Raw genomic sequence first — 17,452 nt, 5'->3', positions numbered from 1 at the left:
TCCACGAGAGCCCATCGGATCGCATAGGGTCGGTCCATGACCCACTTCGACGTGGCCACGGCCGCGGTTCAGGGCGCGCTCGACGCGGGGGCGCGGTACGCCGACGCGCGGGTGATGCACCGCCGCTACGAGTCGATGTCCGCGCGGGACGGTGAGATCGACGAGCTCACCCAGGACGAGGACGCCGGGGTCGGCGTACGGGCGCTGGTCGGCGCGGGGTGGGGCTTCTACGCCGTACCGGAGTTGTCCGAGCCGGCGGCCCGGGCGGCGGGCGAGCGGGCGGCGCGGATCGCCGCGGCCAGCGCCCAGGTGCCGGGCCCGGGCGGCGGGCTGGTCCCCGGCGTGGCCACCGTGGCCTCGTGGTCCTCGCCGTGCGCGGTGGATCCGCTCTCGGTGAGCCTGGTCGACAAGGGTGACCTGCTGGTGTCGGCCACCCGCACGATGCGCGAGCACGGCGCCGACCTGGCCGAGGGGATCTACCAGGTGTGGGACACCCGCAAGTGGTTCGTCTCCAGCGAGGGGCACCGGATCGACCAGCACATCCGGGAGTGCGGCGCGGGGATCTGGGCCACGGCCATCGGGGACGGCGAGACCCAGCGGCGGTCCTACCCCAGCCACCGCGGCCAGTACGGCACCAGCGGCTGGGAGCTGGTCGACTCGCTCGACCTGCCGGCGCACGCGGGCCGGATCGCCGAGGAGGCCCGGGCGCTGCTCACCGCGCCGGCCTGCCCGGCCGGCGAGACCGCGTTGATCCTCGGCGGCGAGCAGCTCGCGCTGCAGATCCACGAGTCGGTGGGGCACGCGATCGAGCTGGACCGGATCCTCGGCTGGGAGGCGGCCTTCGCCGGGACGTCCTGGTTGGACCTGCGCCGGCTGGGTGAGCTGCGGTACGGCTCGGAGCTGATGAACATCACGATCGATCCCACCATCCCCGGCGCGTTGGGCAGCTTCGGCTTCGACGACGAGGGCAGCCCGGCCGCGAAGCGCGCGGCGGTGCTGGACGGCCGCTGGGTGGGCGTGCTGGCCGGCCGGGACTCGGCGGCCGCCGCCGGGTTGGACTACGGCGGCAGCGTCCGGGCCGACGGGTGGGCCCGGCTGCCGATGGTCCGGATGACCAACGTGGGTCTCGAACCGGGCCCGCACACCCTGGACGAGATCATCGCGGCCACCGACGACGGAGTGCTGATGGACATCAACCGGTCCTGGTCCATCGACGACAAGCGGCTCAACTTCCAGTTCGGCTGCGAGATCGGCTGGGAGATCAAGAACGGCCGGCGCGGCCGGATGCTGCGCAACCCCACGTACACCGGGATCGGGCCGCGGTTCTGGCAGTCGATGGACATGCTCTCCGGTGAGACCGTGGCCTGGGGCACGCCGAACTGCGGAAAGGGCCAGCCCGGCCAGACCGGCCACACCGGCCATCCGGCCGCGCCGGCCCGGTTCCAAGGGGTACGGATCGGAGTGCGCGGATGACCGGCAACGAGTTGGAGCTGGCGGGCCGGGTGGTGGAGTTGGTCCGGTCCCTGGGCGGCCCGGACGCGCAGGCCGAGGTGTGGGCGCAGCACAGCGAGCTGTCGCTCACCCGGTTCGCGAACTCGACCATCCACCAGAACGTCGCGGACGCCGCCACCCGGGTCCGGCTGCGGCTGCACCACTCCGGGCGTACGGCCGCCGGCTCGAGCACGGTGGTGGACGCGGACGGGCTGCGCGGCCTGGTCGAGCGGACCCTGGCGGCGGCCCGGCTCTGCCCGCCGGATCCCGGCTGGCCGGGCCTGGCCCCGCCGGCGCCGGTCCGCGCCGACGCGGCGTTCGACGAGGCGACCGCGGCCGCCGACCCGGACGAGCGGGCCGGCCGGGTACGCGACTTCGTGGCGGCCGCCGGTGGGCTGGAGGCGGCCGGCTACTGCCGTACGGCGTGGCGGTCCGCCGCGTTCGCGAACTCGGCCGGGCAGTCGGTGCACGGGCGCAGCGCGGACGCGGCCATGGACGGCATCGTCCGGTCGGCCGGCGCGGACGGCGTGGCCCGGCTCGCGTCGGCGCGGCTGGCCGAGCTTGACGGCACCGTGCTGGGCGCCCGGGCGGCGGCCAAGGCGCACGCCGGGGTCGACCCGGTCGAGCTGCCGCCGGGCGAGTACGAGGTGGTGCTGGAGCCGGCCGCGGTGGCCGACCTGCTCTCCAACTTCGCGAGCTTCGGCTTCAACGGGAAGCGGTTCGTCGAGCGGCAGTCGTTCGCCGAGCCCGGCGCCGAGCAGTTCGACCGCTCGATCACGCTGCTGGACGACGCGCCCGGCACCCCGGCGCTGCCGTTCGACGCCGAGGGCACCCCGCGGGATCGGCTGGTGCTGGTGGACGCCGGCGTCACCCGGGCGGTGGCGCACGACCGGCGGACCGCCGCCGAGGCGGGCGGCGAGTCCACCGGCAACCAGGCCGGCTCCGCCTGGGGTCCGATGCCGACCAGCCTGCGCCTGGCGCCGGCCGGCGCCGACCCGGCCGCGCCCAACGCCGCCGCCGGCCCGGTCGAGCCGCGGGCCGGCACGGCGCCGCCGCCGCCGGCCGAGGTGGCCGGCCCGGCCGCCGACTCCGATGTGGCCGCGCTGGTTTCCGGGGTACGGCGCGGCCTGCTGGTCAGCGACTTCTGGTACACCCGCGTGCTGGACCCGAAGAGCCTGGTGATCACCGGCCTGACCCGGAACGGAGTGTGGCTCATCTCCGACGGCGAGCTGGCCGGCCCGGTGCGCGACCTCCGGTTCACCCAGTCGTATCCGCGGGCGCTCGCGCCGGGGGCGGTGCTCGGGCTGGGGGCTCGGGCGAGCATGCAGCCGGACAGTTGGGACAGTGCCTGGTGGACGGCGCCCCCGGTGCGGCTGGCCGGCTGGAACTTCACGGGTGGCGCCGCCGGATAGTGAAATTTCCCACCTTCTATCGATAATCCTGGCGGCGGGACTTCCCATAACACGAGACACGGGCCACACTCCCTGCGCGTACGGGCATTTGTGAGCGGCGTAACGTGTGCACCGAACTGCCCCGGGTCACTCGGATGCGGTGGGTGAGCACGCGGGAGCCGCGAGGCTGCGGGGTCACACACGGCCCCCGGCATGCCCGGCGGAGAACCAGTCGTGCCCGTCAGCGAGACCGGGCCCCGTGAGGGAGACATAGATGACGACGACGAAGTCGGCCCCGCCGCCGGCGCTGCGTCCGGGGTGGACGCGCCCGCGCGCCGCCATCGCGGCACGAACCCTGCGCACCGACCGCTGGTGGTTCGCCCCGCTGATCACCGTGGTCGGGTTGGGCGCCTGGGTGCTCTACGCCACGGTCCGGGTGTTCATGCACAAGTGGTACTGGGTCGAGCAGTACCACTACCTGACGCCCTTCTACTCACCGTGCCTGACCGACCGGTGCGTGCCGGACTCGTCGCACTTCGGCACCTTCCTGCCGAGCTGGTGGATCATCCCGGAGGCGGCGCTGACCCTGCCGTTCCTGCTGCTGTTCCGGCTGACCTGCTACTACTACCGCAAGGCCTACTACCGGTCGTTCTGGCTGTCGCCGCCGGCCTGCGCGGTCCCGGACGGGCACAAGACCTACTCCGGCGAGACCCGCTTCCCGCTGCTCGGGCAGAACCTGCACCGCTACTTCTTCTACCTCGCGGCCATCATCTCGCTGATCAACACGTACGACGCCATCCTCGCGTTTTCCAGCCCCAAGGGCTTCGGGTTCGGCCTCGGCAACGTGATCCTGGTGGGCAACGTCGTGATGCTGTGGGCGTACACGATCTCCTGCCACTCCTGCCGGCACATCATTGGCGGCCGGCTCAAGCACTTCTCCCAGCACCCGGTGCGGTACCGCGCGTGGACCCTGGTGTCCAAGCTCAACGCCCGGCACATGCAGCTGGCCTGGATCACCCTCGGCACGCTGGCGCTGACCGACTTCTACGTCATGGCCGTGTCCGCGGGCTGGTTCTCCGACCTGCGGTTCATCAACTGAGGGCGCTGACATGACCACTCGAATCGAACGACACCACTACGACGTCGTCGTGATCGGGGCCGGCGGCGCCGGCCTGCGGGCGGCGATCGAGGCCCGGCTGGCCGGCAAGCGTACGGCGATCATCTCGAAGTCGCTGTTCGGCAAGGCGCACACGGTGATGGCCGAGGGCGGCGCCGCGGCGGCCATGGGCAACGCGAACAGCCGGGACAACTGGCAGGTCCACTACCGGGACACGATGCGCGGCGGCAAGTTCCTGAACAACTTCCGGATGGCCGAGCTGCACGCCAAGGAGGCGCCGTCCCGGATCTGGGAGCTGGAGACGTACGGCGCGCTGTTCGACCGGACGAAGGACGGCAAGATCTCGCAGCGCAACTTCGGGGGCCACGAATACCCCCGGCTCGCGCACGTCGGCGACCGCACCGGCCTCGAGCTGATCCGCACCCTGCAGCAGAAGATCGTCTCGCTGCAGCAGGAGGACAAGCGGGAGTACGGCGACTACGACGCCCGGATCCGGGTCTTCGCCGAGACCACCATCACCGAGCTGCTGCTGGATGGCGACCGGGTGGCCGGCGCGTTCGGCTACTACCGCGAGTCCGGCGAGTTCATCCTGCTGGAGGCGCCGGCCGTGGTGCTGGCCACCGGCGGCGTGGGCCGGTCGTACAAGGTGACCTCGAACTCCTGGGAGTACACCGGCGACGGGCACGCGCTGGCGCTGCGGGCCGGCGCCACGCTGATCAACATGGAGTTCCTGCAGTTCCACCCGACCGGCATGGTCTGGCCGCCGTCGGTGAAGGGCATCCTGGTCACCGAGTCGGTCCGCGGCGACGGCGGCGTGCTGCGCAACTCCGACGGCAAGCGGTTCATGTTCGACTACGTCCCCGACGTCTTCCGCAAGCAGTACGCCGAGACCGAGGAGGAGGCGGACCGCTGGTACGAAGACCCGGACAACAACCGCCGGCCCCCGGAGCTGCTGCCCCGCGACGAGGTGGCCCGGGCCATCAACAGCGAGGTCAAGGCCGGCCGGGGCACCCCGGCGGGCGGCGTCTATCTGGACATCGCCTCGCGCCGCTCGGCCGAGGAGATCCGCCGGCGGCTGCCGTCGATGTACCACCAGTTCAAGGAGCTGGCCGACGTCGACATCACCAGCGAGCCGATGGAGGTCGGTCCGACCTGCCACTACGTCATGGGGGGCGTCGAGGTCGACCCGGACTCCGGCGCGGCGGCCGGCAGCGTGCGCGGGCTCTTCGCCGCGGGCGAGGTCTCCGGCGGCATGCACGGCTCCAACCGGCTGGGCGGAAACTCCCTCTCCGACCTGCTGGTCTTCGGCAAGCGGGCCGGCGAGCACGCGGCCGCGTACGTCGACGCGGCGGACAGCCGCCGCCCGAAGGTGAAGACCCCCGACGTCGAGGCCGCCGTGGAGACCGCGCTGGCCCCGTTGCAGCGGGACACCGGGGAGAGCCCGTACACCCTGCAGCAGGACCTGCAGGCGGTCATGGGCGAGCTGGTCGGCATCATCCGGCGCGAGGGTGAGCTGGCCGAGTCGCTGACCAAGCTGGCGGAGCTGCGGGAGCGGGTGGCCAAGGTGAGCGCGGCCGGCGGCCGGCGCTACAACCCGGGCTGGCACCTCGCGCTGGACCTGCGGAACATGCTGGTGGTCTCGGAGTGCACCGCCAAGGCCGCGCTGGAGCGGCGGGAGTCGCGCGGCGGGCACACCCGGGAGGACTTCCCGGCCATGGACCCGGCCTGGCGCCGGGTCAACCTGGTCTGCTCGCTGGACGGCCACAGCGTGAAGCTGGAGCGCAAGCCGCTGCCGGTGATGCGTCCCGAGCTCATCCAGCTCTTCGACCGGGCCGAGCTGGCCAAGTACCTGACCGACGAGGAGCTCGCCGACTTCGACGCCCTCGCTTCGGACACGCACGCGCAGGAGGCGGTCAAGTAATGGGTACGCAGAGTGGGCCGGACGCCGCCGGCAAGCCCTCGACGAAGCGCGCGTTCCGGATCTGGCGGGGCGACGAATCGGGCGGCGACCTGCAGGACTACCAGGTCGAGGTGAACGACGGCGAGGTGGTGCTCGACATCGTGCACCGGCTGCAGGCCACCGAGGCGCCCGACCTGGCCTGCCGGTGGAACTGCAAGGCCGGCAAGTGCGGCTCGTGCTCGATGGAGATCAACGGCATGCCGCGGCTGGCCTGCATGACCCGGATGTCGACGTTCGAGGAGACCGAGACGGTCACGGTCACCCCGCTGCGGACGTTCCCGGTCATCCGGGACCTCGTCACCGACGTCTCGTTCAACTACGTGAAGGCGCGCGAGACCCCCGCCTTCGCGCCGCCGGCCGACCTGGCCCCCGGCCAGTACCGGATGCAGCAGGTGGACGTCGAGCGCTCGCAGGAGTTCCGCAAGTGCATCGAGTGCTTCCTGTGCCAGAACACCTGCCACGTGGTGCGGGACCACGAGGAGAACAAGACGGCCTTCGCCGGCCCGCGGTACTTCATCCGGGCTGCCGAGCTGGACATGCACCCGCTGGACGCCAAGACCGACCGCAAGGAGTACGCGCAGGCGGAGCAGGGCCTGGGGTACTGCAACATCACCAAATGCTGTACCGAGGTCTGCCCCGAGCACATCAAGATCACCGACAACGCCATCATCCCCATGAAGGAACGCGTCGTCGACCGCAGGTACGATCCCCTTGTGTGGCTAGGTAGCAAGATCTTCCGGCGCGGGCACGACCAGCGCGAACAGCAGCAGGCGCAGGCGACCCGGCGCGAGTCCGGCGGGGCGGCCGAGCGCTCGCCCCTGGACAGCCCGCACGGTCTGCACAGCACGGGTGGCGCTTCGCACGATCCGGCGGCCGAGCAGCAGGCCGAGCGGGGCGTGCACTGGGACCGTCAGATCCCCCAGCCGCAGACGGCGCCGGTGGACGCCAGCGGCCGGCTGCCGCTGACCGAGCTGACCTTCGACCGCCCGGCCGCGCCGTCGCCGTTCGGCGAGGACGTGGAGTTCCCGTTGCCCGCCACGGGCCTCAACTATGCCCACCCCGAACAGGGTGAGCAGAGCTGACGCCGGGTTCCGACCGGTTTTCCGGGGGATCGGCGGCCACCCGGCCGCCGGTCCCCCGTTCGCCATCCTGGCCGCTGCGCCGCGGTCCAGTCGGCGCAGCCGAGCCGCCCGCCGGTCAGCCGGCGCCGCCCCAAGCAGCGGCCGCAGCGGCGCGGATCAGCCGGCGCCGCCGAGCCCGCCGCGACGGCGCCGGTCAGCCGGCGCCGCCCCCGAGCAGCGGCCGCAGGGCCGCGACGATCGGCCGGTCCGCCGGCAGCCACGGGACGCTGTCCAGTTCGCCGAGGGCGAGCCAGCGCAGCGCCGCGTGTTCCAGGGCACGGGGCTGCGCCGTACCGACCAACCTGGCGCGGTAGACCCGCAGCACCGCTCGGCCGTGTGCCATCCGGACGTCGCCGCCGACCCGGGCCGACACCTCCACCTGGACGCCGAGCTCCTCGGCGCATTCCCGGATGACGGCGTCCTCCTCGGCCTCCCCCGGTTCCACCTTGCCGCCCGGGAACTCCCATCGGCCGGCCGTCTCGGGGGGCGCCGCCCGCTCGCACGCCAGGACCCGTCCCGCCGAGAGGATGGCCGCGCCGACCACCACCATCACGAGAACGCCCGGACAATGTCGGCTTTGGGGGCTCTGCTGGCCGCCCGGTCGTTATCTGCCGCTTTACGACTGGCACTTTCGGTCCGCACGGGCGTCAAGGGTGCCAGATCAATCGTCAATTCGGGTGCCATTACCGGCCGCATGGTCACCAAGACACGGAAGTGTGGGCGTGGACACGCCCAGCCATGCTCGACAGACTTAGAAGCACCGGGTAGACAACGCTATGGCGACGATTTGGCCACAAGCCGACAACGAAGCCTGGGAGGTGCGATGATTCGAGCGCTGTGGAGTCGGCCGCGGCAAGACCACGTGAGCGATGCGCTCGCGCTGCTCCGCGGCTGGACTCGGGACGGAAGTCAGATCAAGCGCACCCTTCTGCTGGACGACGCACAGCACGCGGCCCTGACCGAGCGGATCAAGATCGCCGCTGACGTGCTGCGCCTGCGTCCGGACATCCGACGCCTCGACGGGCACACCCAGATCAGGATCTCCGCCCTGAACGGCGAGGAGATCACCGAGGACGAGGTCACGCTCGCGGCCCGGGTCGAGGACGTCTACCGCTCCTGCCGGCTCGGCGGCTGAGGCCCGCCTCCCGCTGCGGTTGAGAGCACCGCGGCGGTTGACGGCACCGCCTAGCCTCGGAGCGCATGACAGACGTACGGTTCGACCGGCGCGAGCAACTCCACCAGATCGAGAGCGGTTTGCTCGAGGGCGAACGGATCATCGCCGTCTACGACGCGATCGGCACCGGCACCGGCTTCCTCGGCCTCACCAACCGTCGGGTCATCATCCAGGACAAGTCGTTCGTGGGGAAGCGCTTCGCCATCACCAGCATCCCGTACTCGAAGATCACCAGCGTGAGCGTGGTCAGCAACAAGTCGTGGGGCGGCTCGTTCTTCTCCACCGGCTCGATCGCCATCGGTGTGGGCGCGCACACCTACGAGGTGGAGTTCCGCGGCGCCGACAAGAGCCACCACGTACACAACGTGATCCTGCACTTCATTTCCTGACCGGACCGTTCCGGGCGCCGGTTCCCGGTCAGCGGAACCGGGCCCGGGCGATTTCCCGGCTGACCTCCGCCGGGTGATCGACCTCCAACACCAGCCGGTCGAAAGGCTGCCCCGTCAGCTCGATCAGCAGCACGGTGTCGGCCCGGTGGACGCACCAGAACGACCGCCCGTTCTCCCGGGAGAGGTAGCTGCCGGCCATGATGACCCCCGGCCAGGCGGTGCCGGGCAGTCGCAGCCCCCGACCCCGGGCGTACGCCTCGGCCCGCGACACCGGCCGCACCGAGGTGACGGCCTCCAGCGGCGTCTCGACGCCGGCGGCGAGCGCCCAGAACCGATCCCACCCGGTCAACCGCACGACCAGGCGGCCGTCGGGCACGTCCACCAGAACCGGCATGCCATCACCGTACCCGGGCGGCGGCAGCGAAAATGATCTCCGCCTCCCGCCTCCCGCCTCTCCGGCTACCCGCGGACCAGCTCCGCCCGGCCGTCGTTCAGGTGCAGCTCGGCCTCGCAGCCGGCCGCCGCCTCGGCGTCGTGGGTGGCGAACACGACCACGGCGCCTCGCCGGGCCTCGGTGTGCAGCAGTTCCAGCACCCGCTGCCGGTTCGCGGCGTCGAGTTCGCTGGTCGGCTCGTCGGCCAGCAGCACGTCGCCGCGCAGGGCCAGCCCGCGGGCGATTGCGGTGCGCTGCTGCTGACCGCCGGAGAGCTCCTCGACCAGGTGGTCCGCCTGGCCGGCCAGGCCCAACCGGTCCAGGTTCTCCTCGGTGCACCGGTACGCGTCGGCCGGTGCCAACCCGGCCGCCACGAGCGCCACCTGCAGGTTCTCCCCCGCCGTCAGGATCGGGGCCAACCCGTTGTCCTGCGGGATCACCACCACCCGGGCGGCCACCGCGTGATCCCGGTCCCGCAGCGGCTCGCCGCCCACGGTCACGCTGCCGGCGGTCGGCCGCAACAGGCCGGCCATGGCCGCCAGCAGGGTGGTCTTACCGGCGCCCGAGGGGCCGGTGACCGCCAGCACCCGGCCGGGTGAGGCGGTCACCGAGACATCCCGCAGCACCGGATGACCGGGAACGTACGCGACGCTGAGCCGGTCCACCACGACGTCCTTGCTCAACGCTCCTCCTCGGGCCGGTCGACGGGGACCAGCAGCAGGGTGCCATCCGGTTGCGGCTCCACCCGCAGCAGCGCGCCCGGGCCGAGCGCCTCGGCCACCTCGGGGGGCAGGTGCAGCGACCCGTCCCGGCCGAGCACGCTGTAGTCCTCGCCGCGGCGGCCCTCGGCGCCGACCCGGCCGTCCCGGATCGTGATGACCCGCTCCATGCTCCGGGCCACGTCGGGATCGTGGGTGACCAGCACGACCGTGCTACCCGCTCGGTGGGCGTCCGCGAGCGCCGTGAGCACCTCGGTCCGCGCGCCGGCGTCCAGCTGGCTGGTCGGCTCGTCGGCCAGCAGCAGGCCGGGCCGGTTCGCCAGGCCGACGGCCAGCGCGAGGCGCTGCCGGCCACCGGGGGTGAGCTCGCCCGGCCGGCGCCGGGCCGCATCGGCGAGGCCGACCAGCCCGAGCACCTCCCGGGGCACGGGTACGGACCGGCCGGCCGGCGCGCCCCGCTGGGCGAACCGGACGTTCTGCTCGGCGCTCAGGTACGGCAGCAGGTTCCGCTCGCTGCCCTGCAGCACCACCCCGACGTCACCGGCGCGCATCCGTTGCAGCTCGGCAGGGCCGGCCTTGACCAGGTCGTGATCGCCGACCCGGAGCCGACCGGCGGCCGGCGGGAGCAGCCCCGCCAGCAGGGACAGCAGGGTCGACTTGCCGGAGCCGGACGGGCCGATCAGCGCCACCGACTGGCCCGGCGTGATGTCCAGGTCCACGCCGGACAGCGCCACGACGTCGTAGCCCTCCAGCCGGTAGATGTAGACGAGGCCACGGCAGGTCACGCCGAGCGGCTCGGTGCCCGCCGCGGTCTCCGCCCGGTCCAGCAGGATGCTGCTCATCGTGCCCCCCTCGGTTCGGCCCGGCGTACCACCCGTGGCGCCGCCAGCGCGGTGGCCGCGAGGCAGCACGCCAGCACGGCCAGCGCGCCCGGCAGCCACAGCCCGGCCAGCCGGTACACCGGTCTCAGCGCGTCCGCGTCGATGCTGACCAGCGGGATGGCCGGCAGCAGCAGCGCCGCGCCGGCCAGCCCGGCCGGAACCCCGATCAGGACCGCGGCACCGAACAGGCTCGCGTACTCGGCCCGCACCGCCCGGCGCAGCACCGCCCGGGGTACGCCGACCGTCCGCAGCGCGGTCAGTTCGCGGATCCGGGCGCGGATCCCGACGGAGGCGGTGAGCAGCAGCGTGCCGATGGCCAGCAGCACGGCCACGGCGCCGGCCGCCAGATAGAGCCGCAGGGCCAGCGCGGGCGCCAGCCGGCCCAGCTCGACCCGCCGGGCCGCCAGCGTGTGCACCGCCGTCACCTGCACGCCGCCGGCGGAGAGCCGGGCCGGCAGCGCCGGGTCCTCGGGTCCGGCCGCCCACACCTGGTATTCCACCGGGCTGTCCGAGTAGCCGGTCCGGCCGGCCTGACGCAGCTCGGTCTCCAGGTCGTACAGCATGGCCTGGTCGCCGCCGCCGGGCAGCGCGGCGAACCGGTCCGTCACCCGCCAGGGGTCCGGCGCCGTGCCGAGCGCGGCGAAGTCGAACGCCCCGGTGCCGCCGTCGTCGGCCGGCGCCGATCCGGCGAGCACCACGGGCAGCTCGGGCGGCGTGTCGGCGTACTCGATGACCGGGTCGCCGGGCGCCGTGCTGGTCACCGAGATCTCCAGGCCGGCGCGGCCGGGCGCCACGGTGAGCTGCTCGCCCTGCTGCGCCGCCGGCGCCGGCCGCCACGCCGGCTGTTCGCCCAGCCGGGCCTCGACCGGGCCGCGGCCGTCGCGGATCGCATCGACCGTCAACTGCGCCCGGATCGACGCCGTGTTGCCCGGGAAGCGCCGCACGGTCAGGGCCAGCAGCCGGCAACCCGCCGGGCAGCCGGTCAGCTCGGCCGCGTACGAGTGCCGCCCCGGCACCAGGTCACCAAGGTCCAGCATGCGCGGACCGGCACCGCTGTCCAGCACCAGCCCGAGCGACATCGGCTTGGCCGCCTGCCGGGCGGCGACGGTGGCGTCGAGGGTCACCCGGGGCCCGTGCAGCCGCACGGTCGGCGCCGTGTCGGTGTGCAGCCGCCCGGCCACCGCGGCGGGCGTGCGGGCGTTTCCGCCCGGCCACTGGGCGATGCCCGGCAACCGGGCGGCATCCACGCCGAGCAGGACGGTGTCGCCCTCGCCGTAGAACTGGACCCGGCGTACCACCGCCATCGCTCGCCGCCCGGTCGGGTCGGCAGCGCGGACGGCGGTCAGCAAGGCGGCCGGGTCGGTCGCGTTCACCTGGTAGACCCGGGGCGCACCGACCTCGGCCCGGGCGGCAGTCTCCCGGTTGCCGGCCGCGACGTCCCAGCTGGTGGCCGCGAAGGTGAGCAGTGCGACGGCCACCGTGAGCAGCGCGGCCACCCGCACGGTGCCCGGCCGGCGGGCGAGCTGGGCGGCGGACAGCATGGTCGCCAACCGGCCCCGGGCCGCCCCGCGCCGGCTCCGGGCCCGCGCCCACCAGCCCAGCAGCCGCCCGGCGAGCAGGCCGGCCACCAGGGCCACCAGGGCCGGCGCCGCGTACGCGATGGGTGAGCTGCGGTCCCGGGCGGCGAGCACCTGGTAAAGCGCGGCGAGGGCGAGCGCGCCGAGCGCGGCCTCGATCGCCACGGCGCGCCGGCGGGACCGCGAGGGCACTCGGCGCAGCAGCGCCAGCACGCCCGTCCGGAGCGTACGGCGCCCGGCGAGGACGATCGCCACGGCCGCGCCGAGCAGCGCGGCCACGGCGGCCAGCAGCACAGCCATGGTCGGTTCGGCCGCCGCCGAACGGGCCAGGAACGCCCGGGCCGCCAGCTCGGTGCTGGCCAGTCCCAACCCGAGCCCCACCGGGGTGGCCAGCAGCACCAGCAGCAGCAGCTCACCATTGCCGAAGCCACCGAGTTGGAGCGGGCGCAGGCCGCGCAGCCGGGCCAGGGCGATCTCCGGGCTTCGCTCCTCGGTGACCGCAGCGGCCACCACGAACAGCACGAACAGGCAGAGCACGACGAGCGGCAGGGCCACCAACGGCACGGATCGCGCGATGGCCCGGTGCTGGCGTTTCGCCTCGTCCAAAAACTGCGGCAGGCCGGACTCGATCACCATACCGTTCGGGCGGACCTGTTGGTCGACCTCGCCGAGACCCGCCCGCAGGGCTGGGATGTCGGACAACCGGACGTCGCCGGCGCGCAACGGGTACTCCACCGTCACCGTAGGCCGCCACGTCCGGTCGAACATTCCCGCGGTCGTCGCGACGAACGCCGAGTCCAGGCTGTAGATGTCCGTCTTCTCGTTGTACCCCTTGCCGAAGTAGAAGCCCCGACCCCAGTACGGGTCCCGGGTGGTGGCGTTCGGGTCGTAGATGCCGGTTACGGTGAACGGCTCCGCCGGGCGCGGCTTGAGAAACCCCACGGCGCTCTGGATCCGTTCCTGCAGCGGCACCCGCTGGCCCACGGACACGCCCAGGAACTTCGCGGACCGGTCGGCCAGCACCACCTCCCGGGCCCGACTGGGACAGGCGCCGGCGACCAGCCGCAGGTGCGCGCAGGCATCCCCCCGCCAGGCCAGTGGCAGCTGGGTCGACTCCCGCCGGTCCGGCACCACCATCTCCAGGTAGACCGCCGCTTGGGGGTATCCGAGCCGGCGGGCCAGCACGGGCGACCCGGCCACCGCCCGCTGGCTGGCGGCCAGCGCGGCGTCCTGGTCGGTGTCCCCGCTCCGGGTGAGCAGACCCGCGAGGACCGGCGGCTGGGCGGTGAGCACGTCGGTCAGCACCGACTGCTGCGCCGCGCGGGTGTAGGCCGGAATGGCCACCGCCGTGGCCGTGGTCACCGCGATCAGCAACGCCACCACGAGCGAGCGGCCCGGCCGGTACGCGATCCCGCGCACGGTCACCCACCAGGCCGCCATGAACCCACCCCCGCCTTCGCACCGACTGACATGGCAACGTCGATCGGGTGGGCGGCGGTTGTCGCCGTGTCCGGACCGTTATCCACGGCCATGTCGGTAGGGTCCCCCGGGTGCGAGCGGCCGAGCGGACCCAGCGCCCGATCGAGAGGGCGGCCTCCGGGAGGTCACGGCGGCGCCGGCGGTCGCTGGGCGCGGACTTCGACCGGCTGTGGCACGCGTACGCGGTGAGCACGCTGGGCAGCGCCGTCGGCAGCGGGGCGCTGCCGCTGGTGGCGGTCCTGGTGCTGCACGCCAGCGCCCTGCGGGTTTCCCTGCTCGCGGCCGTGTCCGGCCTCGCGAGCGCGGTGATCCTGTTCCCGCTCGGCCCCCGGATCGACGCCCGGCGGAAGCGGCCCATCATGGTCATCAGCGATCTGGTCCGCTGTGCGGCCCTGCTCAGCGTCCCGCTGGCTGCGGCCGCCGGGCTGTTGACGTACCCCCAGCTGTTGATCGTGGGTGTGGTGCAGACGGCCGCGACGCTCACGTTCACCGCCGCCAGCGGGGCGCACCTGAAGGGCCTGCTTCCCCCCGGCGACCGGGCCGAGGGAAACGCGCGACTGGAGTCCGTCTTCTGGCTGGCCCAGAGCTCCGGGCCGCCCGTCGGCGGCGTGCTGGTGGGCTGGTTCGGCGGCACCGTCACGCTCCTGGTGGACGCGCTGTCCTATCTGGTCTCAGCCGCGTGGATCCGCCGGATCCGCCGGCCGGAAACCACGCCCTCCGGCGCGATGCGAGCGGGAGCGACGCCGGCGCCCGGAAGGGCCGGCGTACCCGGACGGTACGCCGAGCTGACCGCGGGTTGGCGCTACCTGCTCGGCCACGCCGACCTGCGAATGCTGTTCTGGAACTCGCTGCTCTTCGGCGGCCCGGTCATGCTCGTCTCGCCGCTGCTCGCCGTGTTGATGCTGCGGGAGCTGGGCCTGGCAGCCTGGGAGTACGGCCTCGCGCTCGGCGTACCCTGCCTCGGCGCTGTGCTCGGGGCCCGGCTCGCCCCGCCGCTCACCCGCCGGCTCGGGCTGCGCCGGATGCTGCTGCTGTTCGGGGCGCTCCGGGCGCCGTGGCTCGTACTGCTCGCCTTCACGCCGGCCGGCCCGGCGGGCCTGCCGGTCATCCTGCTCGCCGAGACGGGCCTGCTCTTCGGGGCCGGCGGCTTCAACCCGTCGTTCGCCACCTTTCGGCTCGCGGCGACCGAGGATCGGCTCATGGCCCGAGTGCTGGCCGCGTGGTCGACCGGTTCGAAGGTGGCTCAGCCGCTGTTCATCGCGGCCGGCGGCCTGCTGGCCGCGGCCACGTCCACTCGGCTGGCGATCGGGGTGGCCGGTCTGCTTTGCGCGGCCAGCACTCTGCTGCTGCCCTGGCGCGCCACGGCCGCCGGGGCGGACCCGGTTGCCTCGGTCTGACGTCCCCACGACCCGCCTCGGTGCGACTAGGCTCCCCGCATCCGACGGGGGGACCACGCATGTGGCTTGGATCGATGGACGGGCGAATCGTCATTGTCCGGCCGGACGGCTCCGGTGCTCCGGCGCTGCTGGACGATCCTCAGCGGCTCCGCTTCCGCCAACCCCTCACCCCGGCGGAGGCGGCCAGGCTGTCGCTGCGGCCACTCTACGAACCCGAGCCGGGCGAGCTCGACGACCGGTGCGGCTGGTATGGCGATTCGGGCGATTGGGTGCTGCTGACCCAGGTGCCGGACAGCTCCTTCGGCGAGCCGATGGTGCTGGTCGGTGCCGGCGAGGCGGTGCTGCGTGCGTACCCGGTGGCGCCCGGACGATTCGTCCGGGGCGACGGGGCCGAGCTCGACCTGGTCTGCGACGAGGCCGGCGGTCCGGCGTTGCGGATCGGCGGCGGTCCCGGCACGGCGATGCTGGCCCGCGACGAGCGGTACCGGGAGCGGCCGATCACCTTCCGGGCCGGTCCCGACGACCTCGCGGCCACCCTCGTCACCCCCGCCGGTCCCGGTCCGCACCCGGCCGCGGTGATCCTGCACGGCGCCGCCGGCGGGCAACGCGACTTCTGCCGCCTGCTGGTCCAGCCGGCGCTCGACGCCGGGGTGGCGGTCCTGCTGTACGACCGGCGCGGCACCGGACGCTCCACCGGCACGCCTGAGTTCACCATCTTCGACCAGGCGACCGCGGCCGAGGCCGCGTTGGACCGGATCGCCGCCGAGCCGGATGTCGATGCCGACCGCCTCGGCCTGATCGCGTTCAGCAACGGCGGCTGGTCGGCGCCGATGGTGGCGGCCCGCCGTGACCTCGCGTTCCTGGTGGGAATCGGCGTCCCCGGGGTCTCGATGGCCGAATCAGAGCTACACCGCCGCACCCGGGTGCTGCGCGACTCGGGCGTCGGCCCGGAGACGGTCGATGCCGCCGGGGAGGCGTGGCGCTGCGTCTTCGCCCTCGCCTCCGCCGGGCGCCCCGAGGAGGCGGTGACCACCCGGCTCGCCGCGGCGCTGGACCGGCTGCGTTCCGCGGCGGACCTCGACCGGTACGTCGTGCCGGACTACGCACGCGCGAACCCGATGCTCTCGGCCGTCCCGCCGCTGGCGCCGGTGGACGAGCTCGTGCCCATGCTCGTCGGCGAGGCTGACCCCGAACTCGGGCACGACCCGGTCGAGGACTATGCCCGGGTACGCTGCCCGACACTGCATCAGTGGGGCGGGGCGGACACCAACGTTCCGGCTCGGCTGTCCCGGGAGCGGATCGCCGCGGCCCTGCCGGATCCGGCCGTCGCGACGCTTCGGGAGTATCCGGAGGCGGAGCACCTGCTGAACGTCGCGCCCTCGGGCGTGCAGGGCATCTCGGCCGAGGAGGCCGGCAACGGGTTTCACCGCTTCCGGTTCGCACCGGGGGTACGGGACGACCTGCGCGACTGGTTGAGCGCCGTCACTTCCCGCTGAGCTGTCGGCGGGCCCGGCGCGACTGTGCCAACGACCGCTCGATGGCGGGGAGCCGTCGTTCCAGGTCCGCGAGGCTCCGCCGGCTGCGCTCCGGCTCTCCCTGGGCAAGCAGGTTGGCCATGCCGCGATCGCCGGCCGCCGCGGCCACCGGGATGCCGTCCAGCATGATCCGGATCCGGTCCGGCACGGCCCGCAGGATCCGCTCCGGCGCGTACCCGCGGTAGGCGTCGGCGATGAGCCGCAACCGCGCCGCGGCGGTCTCCGGGCCGTCGTCGCGCCACAGCGGTACGCCGTTCCACGCCACGAAGGCGAGTTCCATGAGGGGGTTGGACGGCCCGGCGAGATCCCAGTCGAACACGCCGACCAGTTCGTCCCCGTCGAAACAGGCGTTGTACGGGGCGATGTCGTTGTGCCCGATCAGGGTGGCGTCGGGCATCGGGAAGTACCGCCAGGCGCCGGCCAGCGGGAAGCCGGCCACGGCCGTGTGGAAGGCGCGGGTCCACCGGACCAACGCGGTGAGCTGACCGGGGGTGAGGGTTTCGGTGTCGATGTCCGGCACCCGGCCGGGCAGGTACGACAACACCTCCCGGCCGGCCTCGTCGTACCCGAGGACGCGCGGCACCCCCGGCAGCCGGCCGGCTAGGTGCCGCAGCAACGCGTGCACGTCGGGCGTCCACGGCCCGGTGGACCGCCGTACGGTGTCGCCGACCCGGACCGCGCCGCCCACGTTGCCGCCCGGCAGGCGCTGCTCTTCCTCGCTCACGGCTTCCTCCTTCTCCTGGCATCGGTCCCTACGGGAGCGCTCCCATCGGTGTTACTCTTCGATG

15 protein-coding genes are annotated in these 17,452 nt (G+C 73.4%); 9 read left to right on the top strand and 6 right to left on the bottom strand.

Going from position 1 to position 17,452, the window contains the following annotated elements:
• The first annotated feature begins 36 nt into the window (after positions 1-36).
• From ACFFHU_RS14400 to ACFFHU_RS14380, 5 genes are all read left to right on the top strand, one after another.
• On the top strand, positions 37-1,473 hold the full coding sequence (locus ACFFHU_RS14400; protein ID WP_377339039.1) for a TldD/PmbA family protein: 1,437 nt from the start codon (positions 37-39) through the stop codon (positions 1,471-1,473).
• The gene (locus ACFFHU_RS14395; RefSeq protein ID WP_377339037.1) at positions 1,470-2,903 is read left to right on the top strand and encodes a TldD/PmbA family protein; all 1,434 of its coding nucleotides are present in this window, start codon (positions 1,470-1,472) and stop codon (positions 2,901-2,903) included. Before ACFFHU_RS14400 ends, ACFFHU_RS14395 begins: the two co-directional genes overlap by 4 nt.
• A 253-nt stretch (positions 2,904-3,156) precedes the next feature.
• Positions 3,157-3,981, top strand: a complete 825-nt coding sequence (gene sdhC, locus ACFFHU_RS14390; RefSeq protein ID WP_377339036.1) for a succinate dehydrogenase subunit SdhC — start codon at positions 3,157-3,159, stop codon at positions 3,979-3,981.
• A 10-nt stretch (positions 3,982-3,991) separates the two neighbouring features.
• Complete coding sequence (locus tag ACFFHU_RS14385) at positions 3,992-5,920, top strand: fumarate reductase/succinate dehydrogenase flavoprotein subunit (protein ID WP_377339034.1); 1,929 nt, start codon at positions 3,992-3,994, stop codon at positions 5,918-5,920.
• Positions 5,920-7,041 (top strand): succinate dehydrogenase/fumarate reductase iron-sulfur subunit, encoded by a 1,122-nt coding sequence (locus tag ACFFHU_RS14380; protein WP_377339032.1) that lies wholly within the window; start codon positions 5,920-5,922, stop codon positions 7,039-7,041. Before ACFFHU_RS14385 ends, ACFFHU_RS14380 begins: the two co-directional genes overlap by 1 nt.
• 193 nt (positions 7,042-7,234) lie before the next feature.
• Here the strand turns inward: ACFFHU_RS14380 and ACFFHU_RS14375 are convergent, their stop codons facing one another.
• Positions 7,235-7,630: a (deoxy)nucleoside triphosphate pyrophosphohydrolase gene (locus ACFFHU_RS14375; RefSeq protein WP_377339772.1), complete on the bottom strand. Its 396-nt coding sequence runs from the start codon at positions 7,628-7,630 to the stop codon at positions 7,235-7,237.
• Between the two features lie 273 nt (positions 7,631-7,903).
• Between ACFFHU_RS14375 and ACFFHU_RS14370 the strand changes: the two genes are divergently transcribed.
• Both ACFFHU_RS14370 and ACFFHU_RS14365 read left to right on the top strand, forming a co-directional pair.
• Positions 7,904-8,215, top strand: coding sequence for a 4a-hydroxytetrahydrobiopterin dehydratase (locus ACFFHU_RS14370; protein WP_377339029.1), 312 nt, complete (start codon positions 7,904-7,906; stop codon positions 8,213-8,215).
• Between the two features lie 65 nt (positions 8,216-8,280).
• The gene (locus ACFFHU_RS14365; protein WP_377339027.1) at positions 8,281-8,643 is read left to right on the top strand and encodes a PH domain-containing protein; all 363 of its coding nucleotides are present in this window, start codon (positions 8,281-8,283) and stop codon (positions 8,641-8,643) included.
• A gap of 28 nt (positions 8,644-8,671) precedes the next feature.
• On the opposite strand, the gene ACFFHU_RS14360 is transcribed toward ACFFHU_RS14365, so the two are convergent.
• From ACFFHU_RS14360 to ACFFHU_RS14345, 4 genes are all read right to left on the bottom strand, one after another.
• Entirely contained in the window at positions 8,672-9,037 is a 366-nt protein-coding gene (locus ACFFHU_RS14360) for a hypothetical protein (RefSeq protein ID WP_377339026.1), read from the bottom strand.
• Positions 9,038-9,102: 65 nt separating this feature from the next.
• On the bottom strand, positions 9,103-9,759 hold the full coding sequence (locus ACFFHU_RS14355; protein ID WP_377339024.1) for an ATP-binding cassette domain-containing protein: 657 nt from the start codon (positions 9,757-9,759) through the stop codon (positions 9,103-9,105).
• On the bottom strand, positions 9,756-10,637 hold the full coding sequence (locus ACFFHU_RS14350) for an ABC transporter ATP-binding protein (RefSeq protein ID WP_377339022.1): 882 nt from the start codon (positions 10,635-10,637) through the stop codon (positions 9,756-9,758). Before ACFFHU_RS14350 ends, ACFFHU_RS14355 begins: the two co-directional genes overlap by 4 nt.
• A complete protein-coding gene (locus ACFFHU_RS14345) occupies positions 10,634-13,693 on the bottom strand; it encodes an FtsX-like permease family protein (protein ID WP_377339020.1) in 3,060 nt (1,019 codons plus the stop codon). Before ACFFHU_RS14345 ends, ACFFHU_RS14350 begins: the two co-directional genes overlap by 4 nt.
• Positions 13,694-13,803: 110 nt before the next feature.
• Here ACFFHU_RS14345 and ACFFHU_RS14340 point away from each other — a divergent pair, with 110 nt between their 5' ends.
• Both ACFFHU_RS14340 and ACFFHU_RS14335 read left to right on the top strand, forming a co-directional pair.
• Positions 13,804-15,129: an MFS transporter gene (locus ACFFHU_RS14340; RefSeq protein ID WP_377339018.1), complete on the top strand. Its 1,326-nt coding sequence runs from the start codon at positions 13,804-13,806 to the stop codon at positions 15,127-15,129.
• 74 nt (positions 15,130-15,203) lie between these two features.
• Positions 15,204-16,625, top strand: coding sequence for an alpha/beta hydrolase family protein (locus ACFFHU_RS14335; protein WP_377339016.1), 1,422 nt, complete (start codon positions 15,204-15,206; stop codon positions 16,623-16,625).
• Here the strand turns inward: ACFFHU_RS14335 and ACFFHU_RS14330 are convergent.
• Complete coding sequence (locus ACFFHU_RS14330; protein ID WP_377339015.1) at positions 16,612-17,388, bottom strand: phosphotransferase; 777 nt, start codon at positions 17,386-17,388, stop codon at positions 16,612-16,614. The genes ACFFHU_RS14335 and ACFFHU_RS14330 overlap by 14 nt on opposite strands.
• Positions 17,389-17,452 lie beyond the last annotated feature (64 nt).

It is taken from the genome of Plantactinospora siamensis (assembly GCF_042434095.1).
Taxonomy (GTDB): Bacteria; Actinomycetota; Actinomycetes; order Mycobacteriales; family Micromonosporaceae; genus KBS50.
This window is presented reverse-complemented; position numbering and strand designations above follow the sequence as displayed.